At 39.6% G+C, this 12,212-nt stretch carries 13 protein-coding genes; 7 read left to right on the top strand and 6 right to left on the bottom strand.

Annotated elements, in window-relative coordinates; genetic code table 11:
- Positions 1-50 precede the first annotated feature (50 nt).
- The 4 genes from AAV96_RS01495 to miaB all read right to left on the bottom strand — a co-directional run bounded on the left by AAV96_RS01495 (position 51) and on the right by miaB (position 3,487).
- Positions 51-350, bottom strand: a complete 300-nt coding sequence (locus AAV96_RS01495; RefSeq protein ID WP_046738045.1) for an antibiotic biosynthesis monooxygenase family protein — start codon at positions 348-350, stop codon at positions 51-53.
- Between the two features lie 11 nt (positions 351-361).
- Positions 362-847, bottom strand: coding sequence for an rRNA maturation RNase YbeY (gene ybeY, locus AAV96_RS01490; protein WP_046738044.1), 486 nt, complete (start codon positions 845-847; stop codon positions 362-364).
- A gap of 72 nt (positions 848-919) precedes the next feature.
- On the bottom strand, positions 920-1,996 hold the full coding sequence (locus AAV96_RS01485; protein WP_005218240.1) for a PhoH family protein: 1,077 nt from the start codon (positions 1,994-1,996) through the stop codon (positions 920-922).
- Positions 1,997-2,035: 39 nt separating this feature from the next.
- Entirely contained in the window at positions 2,036-3,487 is a 1,452-nt protein-coding gene (miaB, locus tag AAV96_RS01480; RefSeq protein ID WP_046738043.1) for a tRNA (N6-isopentenyl adenosine(37)-C2)-methylthiotransferase MiaB, read from the bottom strand.
- Between the two features lie 299 nt (positions 3,488-3,786).
- On the opposite strand from miaB, the gene AAV96_RS01475 reads away from it, so the two are divergent.
- The 4 genes from AAV96_RS01475 (at position 3,787) to AAV96_RS01460 (ending at position 7,964) form a co-directional block, all read left to right on the top strand.
- Positions 3,787-5,694, top strand: coding sequence for a transglycosylase SLT domain-containing protein (locus AAV96_RS01475; RefSeq protein WP_413772438.1), 1,908 nt, complete (start codon positions 3,787-3,789; stop codon positions 5,692-5,694).
- 27 nt (positions 5,695-5,721) lie between these two features.
- Entirely contained in the window at positions 5,722-6,408 is a 687-nt protein-coding gene (locus tag AAV96_RS01470; protein WP_004658910.1) for a hypothetical protein, read from the top strand.
- 167 nt (positions 6,409-6,575) lie between these two features.
- Positions 6,576-7,562, top strand: a complete 987-nt coding sequence (locus AAV96_RS01465) for a malate dehydrogenase (protein WP_004658908.1) — start codon at positions 6,576-6,578, stop codon at positions 7,560-7,562.
- A 159-nt stretch (positions 7,563-7,721) separates the two neighbouring features.
- On the top strand, positions 7,722-7,964 hold the full coding sequence (locus tag AAV96_RS01460) for a DUF2789 family protein (protein ID WP_046738041.1): 243 nt from the start codon (positions 7,722-7,724) through the stop codon (positions 7,962-7,964).
- Positions 7,965-7,989: 25 nt separating this feature from the next.
- Here AAV96_RS01460 and AAV96_RS01455 read toward each other — a convergent pair whose 3' ends face one another.
- Positions 7,990-8,517 carry a hypothetical protein gene (locus tag AAV96_RS01455; protein ID WP_046738040.1) on the bottom strand — a complete coding sequence of 176 codons (528 nt, stop codon included), beginning with the start codon at positions 8,515-8,517 and terminating at the stop codon, positions 7,990-7,992.
- A 64-nt stretch (positions 8,518-8,581) separates the two neighbouring features.
- A complete protein-coding gene (locus AAV96_RS01450) occupies positions 8,582-9,193 on the bottom strand; it encodes a 2OG-Fe(II) oxygenase (RefSeq protein WP_046738039.1) in 612 nt (203 codons plus the stop codon).
- 119 nt (positions 9,194-9,312) lie between these two features.
- Between AAV96_RS01450 and AAV96_RS01445 the strand changes: the two genes are divergently transcribed.
- The 3 genes from AAV96_RS01445 to AAV96_RS01435 are packed head-to-tail and all read left to right on the top strand — an operon-like array spanning position 9,313 to position 12,132.
- Positions 9,313-10,170, top strand: coding sequence for a 23S rRNA (adenine(2030)-N(6))-methyltransferase RlmJ (locus tag AAV96_RS01445; RefSeq protein ID WP_004658904.1), 858 nt, complete (start codon positions 9,313-9,315; stop codon positions 10,168-10,170).
- 49 nt (positions 10,171-10,219) lie between these two features.
- Complete coding sequence (pssA, locus tag AAV96_RS01440; protein ID WP_005218223.1) at positions 10,220-11,053, top strand: CDP-diacylglycerol--serine O-phosphatidyltransferase; 834 nt, start codon at positions 10,220-10,222, stop codon at positions 11,051-11,053.
- 17 nt (positions 11,054-11,070) lie between these two features.
- Entirely contained in the window at positions 11,071-12,132 is a 1,062-nt protein-coding gene (locus AAV96_RS01435; RefSeq protein ID WP_046738038.1) for a DUF6670 family protein, read from the top strand.
- The last annotated feature ends 80 nt before the right edge of the window (positions 12,133-12,212 follow it).

The following is a 12,212-nucleotide window of genomic DNA, read 5'->3' as shown; positions in this document are numbered from 1 at the left end:
GGCTGAATTCAGCCGTTTTTTATTGAAGATGTGGATAAGTTTGCGTTTATTCACAAGCTATTTTGATTTGAATAAGCACGTTCAACTGTGCAGATTTCCACACTAAAATCCTGATACCATTTTTCTTTACCCAAACGCTGAGCAACTAAATGTTCTGCATCGCGTTGCCACTGCTTGATATCTTCAAGGCTATGCCAGTAAGACAACGCAATTTCAAAACCATTTTCACTACACGCTTCAAATTTGACACAGTTAAATTGACTCAAGGCTTTATTTCTCAGCTTTTGTGCCATTTCAGAGTAAGTTACATCAAGTTGTTTGATCGTGGCTTTAAAAATAACGATATACATAGGATCTTGGATTAGCTTTCATCGGCTTGATAAGGGTTGGCGATCCCTAGTTTTTTTAGAATCTCAATTTCTAAAGCTTCCATTTCTTCTGCTTCAGCTTCACTGGTTTCGTGATCGTAGCCAAGTAAATGTAAAACGCCATGAACCAGTAAATGGGTGAAATGATCAATAGGTGTTTTTTGCTGTTCAGTAGCTTCTTGTAAAACCACAGGGATACAAATCACCAAGTCACCTAAAGGTTCAGCATCCAGTAAGTTGAGCATTTCTTCAGGAATATCGCTTGGAAAAGACAATACATTGGTTGGTTTGTCTTTTTCACGATATTGCAGATTCAGCTCATGGCTTTCTGCGAGGTCGACGCAGGCAATTCCGATTTCGCAGTCTACGTCGAAACCGACATAACGGAGTGTCGTTTCAATCTGCTTTTTAATTTGACCACGTTTTAGTGGTAATTCATTCGCTTGAAAGTCTTGTTGAAGACTTAAATTGATTTTCAAAATAGATCCTTAAAATCGTCCCCCTGATATGCGATTAAAGTATTGCAATAAAAGGGGGAGTGAGGGGGATTTTTAAATGTGTTGCGCATCTGCCGCAGAATCATTTTCTGCAATCAATGCTTCTTGTTTGGCTTTGCGTTCAGCACGAGCTTCAGCAGACAGGCGTTGCTGTTCACTGTCCCAACCTTCGTAGGCCTCAACAATCTTTTGTACCAATTGATGTCGCACCACATCACGAGAATGGAAACGCGTGATATGAATTTCATGTACATTTTCCAGTACACGTAATGCTTGTGCTAAGCCCGATTGCTGCCCACGAGGTAAGTCAACCTGTGTCACGTCACCTGTAATCACAGCACGCGAACCAAACCCTAAACGGGTAAGGAACATTTTCATCTGTTCTGGTGTGGTGTTTTGTGCTTCATCTAAAATGACGAATGAGTGGTTCAGAGTACGTCCGCGCATGTAGGCAAGCGGAGCAACCTCAATCACTTGGCGTTCAATCAGTTTGGCCACTTTTTCAAAGCCCAGCATTTCATAGAGAGCATCGTAAAGTGGACGTAAGTAGGGATCGATTTTTTGAGTCAAATCACCTGGTAAAAAACCGAGTTTCTCGCCAGCTTCAACCGCAGGACGAACTAGTAAGATTCGTTGGATTTCATTACGTTCCAACATATCCACTGCAGCAGCAACTGCTAGATAAGTTTTACCAGTCCCTGCTGGGCCAATACCGAAGGAAATATCGCTTTGTAAAATACGTTGTACATAACGCTTTTGATTGGCACCACGAGGATTGATTCGCCCTTTGCGGGTCTGTAACCAAACGCTATCTAAGCCTGTATGTTCTTGTTCCGAATCATCCATAAAATCACGATCTGTCTGTGAACCTTGGATCATCAAATGTAAAACATCGGCACTGATTTGAGAGGAAATTTCTGATTCTTGATAAAGCCGTTGCAATAGTGCTTCGGCTCTTTCAACTGTTTCTATATCACCGTCTAGATAAAAGGCATCGCCTCGGTGAGTAATTTTGACATCTAAACGTTGTTCGATTTGTTTTAAATGCCCGTTATACGCACCGAGCATGCTTTTCAAACGTTCCATGGAAATTTCAGGGAACGTTACTGTACGTCGAATCGCTGCAGTCAAGAGAAACCCTTTTTGTTGACTTGTAAGAATACCCTTACATTACGCCACGTCAGGTTCAAGATTCAAGAGTTCACCATAAACTAAATTTAAAGTTTTAATTTCAGTGATCTCAATCTCTGCGAAACGTCCAACCCATGTCGCATCACCGATAAATGTAACCAAACGAGTATTGTCTGCTGTGCCAACCAATACATTTGGATCTTTATCAGATACTTTTTCAATCAAGACACGTTCAACTTTACCGAGCATAGCATCCGTTTTATGAATACTTGATTGTTTGATCACTTCTTGTACTTGTGCGAGACGGTCTTTTTTCACTTGATCAGGGGTGCTGTCTGGTAAGTCAGATGCAGGTGTTCCCGGACGTTTTGAGTAAACAAAACTATATGAATGATCAAAATCTAAATCTTTAATAAACTGTAATGTTTCTGCAAAGTGTTCATCTGTTTCACCCGGGAAACCAATAATGAAGTCGCTAGATAAATGCATATCTGGGCGGACTTTACGTAATTTGGCAATTTTATCGATGTAGACATCAATAGTGTGATTACGCTTCATGGCTTGCAATACATCGTTTGAACCACTTTGTACTGGCAGATGTAAATGTGAAACCATTTGTGGTAAATCACGATAGCATTGAATTAAATCGTCAGAAAATTCAAGCGGATGAGAAGTCGTATAGCGTAAACGTCCAATACCCGGAATTTCTGCAACTAAACGCAGCAGTTCTGGGAAAGTGCAAATTTCACCTTCAAACGTTTCACCACGATAGCCATTCACGTTTTGACCAAGCAAGCTGATCTCACGCACGCCTTTTTCAGCTAAGCCCGCGATTTCAGCCAATACATCATCGAGTGGACGAGAAACCTCTTCACCACGAGTATAAGGTACAACACAGAATGAACAGTATTTAGAACAACCTTCCATGATTGAAACGAATGCTTTAAAGCCTTCCACACGTGGCTCAGGCAAAAAGTCGAACTTTTCAATATCTGGGAAAGAAATATCGACTAATTTAATTTTTTCTTTCTTTGGCTTTTCAACTTGAGCTTGATGTTGATCCAGCATTTGTGGCAAGCGATGCAAAGTTTGTGGACCAAATACCATATCGACGTACGGTGCGCGTTTTTGAATGTTGTCACCTTCTTGAGAGGCAACGCAACCACCGACACCAATTACCAGATCAGGATTCTGTTCTTTGAGTTTACGCCAACGACCTAAGCCACTGAATACTTTCTCTTGCGCTTTTTCTCGAATTGAGCAGGTGTTCATGAGCAGAATGTCTGCATCATTTGGATTGTCAGTGAGCACATATCCATGTGAATCACCCAATAAGTCTGCCATACGATGACTGTCATACTCATTCATCTGACACCCTTGCGTTTCAATATATAGCTTTTTAATTGAAACATCAGTGGTGTGCGTTGGCTGGGTAACAGTGTTTTCTGAAGCAGCTTTTACAGCACTTGGAATGAATGTTTGAACCGTCATGCAGGCTCCTAAACAAGGTGGATTTAAACAAACCGCGGATTATAGCAGTATTTTTGCAAGAACGCAGAGAATAAAAAACTGACAAAAATGGACAGTTTATGAATAAAATTGGATGAATTTTAATGAATATGAATCAGTAAGTTACATAACACAACAATAGTTGGAACTTAGACTTATTACACTATAATGGCGGGCAAAATTGAGCAAACGTATTGATGAAGATGAATAAGCATCCCCAATTTATAACAATGGTTAGCAATAAAGTGAATAATAAGAAAAGCTTCCGTCGACTTGTTGCGATGGGAGGCGTGGTGATCTGCTCATCTGTATATGCTCTAGACGAACAATTTAATGATGCTCTACGTGCTGCGAGTTCTGGCAACGTTGCATTGCTCGATCAATATCAATATGAAATGCAAAACGATGTATTAGGTTATTACCCTGAGTATTGGAAATTGAATACCAACCTAGGGCTACAACCTGCTTCTTCAATTATCGCTTTTGCGCAACGTTATCCTCAATCAGCGATGGCTGAAAAATTAGCAGCAGATTATGTCGAAGAAAAAGTAAAACAAGCCAGTTTTAATGAAGCAAAACCCGTGCTCAGCTATGTCACTAATCCTGACCAAGAAGAGAGTTGTGCGGTTGCACAAGTCCGTGCCAAAACGGGTGATAGTCTGGTTTTTGCTGAATATAAAGATATTTGGTTAACAACAAGTACACAGCCTGAATCGTGTAATGGTTTAGGGCGACTGATGTTATCTAGTCCTCTGATGACTGCTCAGGATCGTCAACAACGACTTTGGGGACAACTGCGAGCAGGTCAATCTGGTTTAGCGATTGCGACCGCCCAAACTATAGGTCTGGATTTGTCCTTGGCTCAGTTGAATCAGATTCAAGCCAATCCATTGGCATATTTATGGAATGCTCCTAAAGCCAGCGATGCTGATTATGCATATTTAATTTTTGCATTGGGACGTGTCGCAGACAGTGATTTCACCAATGCTTTAGGAAATATTCAGCGTGTTGCACAAGATACTCCTCAATCAGTACAAAAATATTTATATCGTACGATAGGTTATGTGGGTGGAACGACGGTCATGAAGAATGGCTTTAACCGAGAAGTGTTAAATGCCTATGATCAAAGTTATGGTTATCCATTTAGCCCAGAAGAAGCAGAAATTTATGCACGTCAAGCGATTCGTTTTGGTGCTTGGGAAAGTTTAATTCGTGCAATTGATGCGATGTCAATCACGCAGAAACAAGAAGATCGTTGGCAGTATTGGCTTGCTCGTGCGTCTGAGCAGCGCTCAGATGCTGCTTCAAAGCAAGCTGCTCAACAGATTTACCGTAAACTGGCACAAAGTGGAGATGATTATCATAATTTGCTAGCTAAAGATCGTTTAGGTGAACGTTATAATCATCAACCTTATAACGAGCAACCAAGTTCACAAGATATTCAACGTTTAAACCAAAATATCCACTTTAAACGTGCATTTGCGTTAAAAAATATTGATGCACCAGCAAATTACATTAATCGCGAATGGAATTGGGCAGTCCGCCAAGCGTATTTGCAGCATGATGATGGTTTGCTTTTAGCTGCTGCTAAGCAAGCGCATGATATTGGTTGGTATGACCGAGCAATCTATGCCGCAGATCGCACGACCTCGCGCCATAATGATACTTATCGTTATACAACACCACACCGTAGTAATGTCACGAGTCACAGTTACAATGCTGGTATTGATCCAGCTTGGGCATATGGTTTAATGCGCCAAGAAAGTCGGTTTGTTACATCAGCACGTTCACATGTGGGCGCAGGTGGTTTAATGCAAATTATGCCGAATACTGCAAAGTTAGTTGCACGCCAAATGGGTGAAACTTATAACCCAGCGGCTCTAAGTGAAATGAATACCAATATTCGTTATGGGACATACTATCTGTCAATGATTCAAAGCCAACTGAGTGGTAATGCTGTATTAGCAACAGCAGGTTACAATGCTGGCCCAAATCGTGCAAAACGATGGCAGCCAGATTTTCAAACCATGGCGGCTGATCAATACACAGAAACTATTCCATTGTTGGAAACACGTGACTACGTCAAACATGTGATGACCAATGCGACGCATTATGGTGTTGTGTTAGGGTTAGGCGCGCAATCCTTAGAAAAAAGGATGGGAACAATACCTGTGCGCAATGAGCCTTAGAGAAACAAAGACATTTAATTTGACACAATGAAGTTTTTATATTTGATGAAATTTATGAATTTATTCAAGGGACGGTTAGTTCGATCATTGCAGATCTTGATCTGTTACTTGGTCATGTCACTTGCTGCGCCGTTACATGCTGCAGAGAACCCTGATATTTCGGGTTATGTGATGCATGTTCAAATGACTCCCGCAGCTTGTTCCTTTGATTCATCAAGACAAAAACAGCGTAAATGTTTAGAAGGTTATTCTCTTACTATCGCAAGCTTATTGCCAGAAGTTCCTTTAAATCGTGATTGTTCGACTAAAACTTCTGCGAAATTATCTCCCTTGCAAGCTAAAGTTGTGGCGCGTGTAATGCCCGATGAAAATGCACGCGTGCAACTGTGGCAAGATGTTGGAGGGTGTATGTCGATGAATGCCAGTCAATATTTTAGAACGATTATTAATTTTGCTGAGCGTTTAAAAGTACCTGCTGATTTAACGAGTCCGAATACCATTGAAGTGCAAAAAGAAAACCTTCGACAACAATTCATGAAATTAAATCCTTCATTACCTCCTACAGGAATTCGCTTTACCTGTCAGTCTTCAAAATTTGATTCTATTTTGACTGAGATTCGGGTGTGTTATCAAAAAAATGGGCAATACAAACAATGTGCAAGTCATATTGTGACGGGATGTCCAAATGAATTTACAATTAAAGGCAGTTATTAAGCTTTTTCTTCACTTAATTTGTATTTTCTATCAGACTTTTGTTGAAATCCATTCTCTTTTAAATGCATCTGTGTTTGCTTTAGAGTACAATATTTGCCGTTTATGATAATTCGATTGAACCACTTTAGCGTTCAATTGTGCAAACGCATCTCATTGGAGAATATCACATGAAGCAACCCGTTCGTGTTGCCGTTACAGGCGCTGCAGGTCAAATTGGTTATAGCTTATTATTCCGTATCGCAAGCGGTGAAATGTTAGGTAAAGATCAACCTGTAATTTTACAATTGCTTGAAGTTCCTTTTGAGAAAGCTCAACAAGCGCTTAAAGGCGTGATGATGGAACTTGATGACTGTGCTTTCCCTTTATTGGCAGGCATGATCGGGACTGATGATCCTAAAGTTGCATTTAAAGATGCTGACTATGCTTTATTAGTTGGTTCACGTCCACGTGGTCCAGGTATGGAACGTGCTGACTTATTAAAAGTAAATGGCGAAATCTTTATTGGTCAAGGTCAAGCACTTAACGAAGTTGCTAGCCGTGACGTTAAAGTATTGGTTGTAGGTAACCCGGCAAATACCAATGCATACATCGCAATGAAATCTGCTCCAGATCTTCCAGCGAAAAACTTTACAGCAATGTTACGTCTTGACCACAACCGTGCGTTAACTCAACTTGCTCAAAAAGCTGGTGTTGCAGTTTCTGATATCGAAAACATGACTGTTTGGGGTAACCACTCTCCAACAATGTATGCTGACTACCGTTTTGCAACTGCAAATGGTGTAGGCTTAAAAGACAAAATCAACGATGCGGCTTGGAACAAAGATGTATTCCTTCCTACAGTTGGTAAACGTGGTGCTGCGATCATCGAAGCGCGTGGTTTGTCTTCAGCTGCTTCAGCTGCGAATGCTGCAATCGATCATATGCGTGATTGGGCATTAGGTACAAATGGTCAATGGGTAACTATGGGTATTCCTTCTGACGGTTCTTATGGTATTCCAGAAGGCGTTATGTTTGGTTTCCCTGTAACAACTGAAAACGGTGAATACAAAATCGTTCAAGGTTTAGAAATCGACGAGTTCAGCCGTGAGCGTATCAACTTCACGTTAAATGAACTTGAAGAAGAACGTGCTGCAATTGCAGACATGTTGAACTAATTTATCAGTTTGATAGATTGAAAAAGCACCTTTCATAAGGTGCTTTTTTTTATGCTGAGTACACACAAAAAACAACAAGAAAATATAGGCATCTTTCTGTATGTTAGCAGTATTACTGTTAAATTATTTCTATTAAGTAACTTGTTTTGGAGAATAATAATGTTTGAACAACAACCGACATTCGAACTTTTATTTGAACAATTAGGGCTTGATGCGGATGATGTTGCCATTGAAAGCTTTATTAAAATGCATCAACTTACGGCTGATCAAAAATTGCATGAAGCTGAGTTTTGGAGTGCAGGACAACGTGATTTTCTAAAAAGTCATTGGGACAAAGATGATGAATGGGCCATTGTGATTGATGAACTGAATCAACAGTTGCATGTAGACAGTACCAAATAATGATTCAGTAAAAATAAAGCTCACATCAGTGAGCTTTATTCCGTAATAGAGTACTAAACCATTCTTCTTTGCGGACTTCACCAAAAGCAGGATGAAGCTGCAATAACTCTAAATCATGTTCTAAGCAAGATACGTATTTCGTTAGCCAATGCCGTGTTAATGCTGGTTCTTGCTTCGCAGCTGACGCGTAAGCCAAGAAGAAATAAATCTCTAGGTGTTCTGTATATGCCAAAGGTTTAAGAATTTGCTGTGTAATTAAAGCAAAACGCTGCTCTTTGGTTAGCTCAAAGTAAATCATATACGCTTTGGCTAAACATAAAGACAAATTCAAATACAAACTTAATGGCATTTCATCATATTCAATACGTGCTTGTTCAAGCAGTACGATTGCTTCCTGTAAGAAGTGTAATTGTTCCTGACGTACATGGCTGAGTACGACTAGCTGTAAACGCAGATCAGCACGCTCTAAAGCAAGTTCAGGACTATTGTTCTCTAAAAAGAGTTGGTCAGTTTCACCAATTCGTGCAATGACTTGTTTCGTCTCGTTCGACATGTATTGATCCAGAATGGTCAGTTATGCCTAGGTATATAAGGCTGTTTTCAGGAATTTAAAGGGCTTAGCTCTGATTCCAGATTGAGCCTCCACTGCGTAACCATGCAGTAATCGACAAGCGCTGGTGTTTTGAGTGTAGAACCTCATGTAATAAATCGCTCTGGAAAATCGCCAGACGATTAGGCGAGGGCTGGATAATATGCCATTGACCATTTTTATCCTGCAAACGTAATTGCCCCCCCCAATCTTCTTGCCAGCTTTCATGTACATAGAATACGGTGGAAATCATTCGGTCATTTTTTTGTTGAGGATTATCACGATGTAAAGCATAAAATTCACCCGCGTTATAGCAGGCAAAATGTGCTTCTACTTCTTTAATCCCAAGATAAAACGCCTGATTTAACGCTTGTGAGAACTCTTCTAAAGCTTTGATATGCTGTTGGGCAATCGGTAACTGACCATCAATCCATAAAATATGATCACTACGGATATGACTGACAACGCCGTTTTGTACTCCTGCTGCTCTGAATTCAGCAAGATGGCTGCTGCATTCTTGTACTAGCGATTCCACATATTCAGCCGAGTAGACATCATCAATTAGAGCAAAACCAAATTCATTTAAATCATCTAAAATTTGATCTAAGTTCCATGAACTTGTGAAAGAGGTTTGTTGCATAGAACTCCAGTTCATTAGTAAGTTGATTACAGTGCAATTTTAGATGATCACATCAACGCTAAAGAATACTTTTTTCTTTCATGTTAAACTATCATTTGAATTGAGGAATAATTGTCAACATGAATTACCGTCACCATTTCCATGCGGGTAACTTTGCCGATGTTATGAAGCATGTACTTTTGCTTCAACTGCTCGCTCGTTTAAATGCTAAAGATAAACCTTATCGATATATCGATACCCATGGTGGTGCAGGTAAATATGATTTATCTACGTCTGAAGCACAAAAATCAGGTGAGTTTTTAACGGGTATCCATCGTTTGGTCAAGCTTGATGATTCGATTAAACGTAATGCACCCGAAGGCATAAAACAATATCTTAAAATTGTTGAAGATATGCGTGCAGGCTCAGGTAAAGGTGCTTATCCAGGTTCACCTTGGTTTGCGCTTGAAGGCATGCGTGATATTGATAAAGCGACTATATTTGAAATGCAGCGTGATGTGTTTCAACAATTATATTTTAATATTCGCGATAAACGTGCGGGCTTACATGAGCGTGATTTTTATGAAGGTCTGATGGGTGTCATTCCGCCTAAAGAAAAACGCGGATTGGTCATGATTGACCCACCATACGAAATCGAGCGTAAAGATTTTCCACAATTGGTTGAAATACTCCAAGCCGCACATAAAAAATGGCCAACGGGTGTATTTGCAGTGTGGTATCCAATCAAAGATCGCGCCATGATTGAACGTTTTGAAAAGAAAATGTTCAAAACAGGAATTCGTCGCCAATTAATTTGTGAAATTTGTGTTTGGCCTGATGATACGCCAGTGGGATTGAATGGTTGTGGTCTACTTGTGATTAACCCGCCTTGGAAATTCTCTGAAGATGCAGACCAAGCCTTACAATGGCTATTCCCGCATTTACGTATGAGTGAAAATGGTGGTCATGCCGCTGTGCGTTGGTTGGTGGGTGAATAACCCATCTTGCCACTAAAGAAGTCAAAATATTCTCGAGGAATTGAAAATAATGACAAATTCTCTTAAACCTGATGCTGATTTAAATAAAGAAGATCATTCTTTTGATGGCATCACCTTTGAAGTAGAAGAAGAAGAACAAACGCATGAAGGGCAAAAAGTAAAACGCCGTGGTATTTATTTATGGCCTAACTTAATTACTACAGCAGCATTGCTTTCTGGTTTTTACTCCATTATTGCGAGTATGAATGGCAACTTTAATCAGGCGATTTACGCAATCTTTTTAGCTGCATTACTTGATGGATTAGATGGTCGAGTTGCACGCGCAATCGGTGCACAAAGTGCATTTGGTGAGCAGTATGATTCACTTTCTGACTTATTAGCTTTTGGTGTCGCACCAGCAATTTTGATGTATAGCTGGAGTTTGCATGATCTTGGACGTATAGGTTTAGCCTGCTGTTTTATTTATACTGCATGTGCTGCATTTCGTTTAGCACGTTTCAATGTGCAAATTGGTGTGGTGGATAAGCGTTATTTTATTGGAATTGCGAGCCCATTAGCTGCTGTTACTGTGATTTCAGTGGTGTGGGTTGGTCGTGATTTCCCATTTGTTTTTGATTTAAAAGATATTGTGATTCAAGTAATCAACTCTGTTGTGATGGTCGGTGTTGGTTTACTTATGATTTCAAATATCAAATACTATTCATTTAAACAAATGGATCGTAAACGTGTACCTTTTGTTGTGATGTTGCCTGTGGTCTTGATTTTTGCCGCAATCACGTACAACATTCCAGTAGGGATCTTGATTGTATGCATTCTTTATGTACTTTCAGGCTTTGTAACGACTTTATTTGCAAAAAAGAATGAAGCAAAAATAATAACTTAGAAAAAGAGAGGTTCAGCATGCCAATATTGATGAATAACAATCAATTAAAGCGGCTGAACCTTAATAAGTCAGAAGCTTTAACATTCTATCCGCCAAAAGGCTTATTTAAAATTGTTTATCAAGCTTTAATTCTGCCAAATTTACCTGAGCCCTTTCATTACTTAAATTTTATTAGTCTAATCGGCCAACCTCGCATTCCGATTTGTTATAACGCCAGTGCTATTACTACGACGGCAATTGATACTGCGACAGTTTTGGTCAGTAGTAGTGCATCAACTGTTGGGCATCTCAAAAGTTATAGTGCCAAAGAGCAGTGTCAATTAGAGCAAGACCGTTATCAGTTTTTAGATGTAGATCAAATTCAAGTTGATTTCCCAAATTATTATTTTAAGCGTGATGATGAGGAGCTCAGTTGTCAACTCAAAGTGAATATTGGCTCTGAAATAGAAAATCATTCAGCTTTACAATGGGGGGTTGGCGATTATTGGTATGTGCGTTGCCAATGTGAAGGGGAAATTACTTATAAAAAACAAAAGTATCAAATTGAAGCGCAGGGTATATTGAAACATGCTAGAGCCATTTATTTACCTTTTATAGCCTTTCATTTTTTTACCTATCAAATCATTCAAGTTAATGCAGATTTGCAAATTATTTTGTCCGAACTCAGAAACCAGTGGAATAGCATTATTTTTTCTCGGATTGAAATTCAGTCGAATGAACAGCAATCTCGACTTTATGATGATCAAGTCATTTTTGATGTCAGCCGTGTTTATCCAAAAGTTCAAACACCCAATGGTCGGGATATGTATTTACCTAGGGAATTCATTTGGCAATATTTAGAAAAGGATGCGGTTGTCTTTCAATTAACAGCACAAAGTCGAGGTGATTATAAATTTGGTTTGGCAGCTGGTTATGTGGGCAGCTTTCACTATCAACTCTTATGGAACAATGAAAGCTATGAGGGCACTGGATACTGTGAATATATCGATTGCAGACCTTTACACTGGCAAGAAAAAAATAAAACTGAGCAAATAATCGACCAAATCGCACATTTTCAGCCTTATTTGTGTAAAAAATAATCGGTTGATGCGATAAATAAAATAAATTTGAATAAAGCCCTTGCACCTGATCTGAAATACTGTAGAATGCACATCCATCG

Origin of the sequence: Acinetobacter sp. AG1, assembly GCF_001005525.1 — a bacterium.
Classification (GTDB): domain Bacteria; phylum Pseudomonadota; class Gammaproteobacteria; order Pseudomonadales; family Moraxellaceae; genus Acinetobacter; species Acinetobacter modestus.
This window is presented reverse-complemented; position numbering and strand designations above follow the sequence as displayed.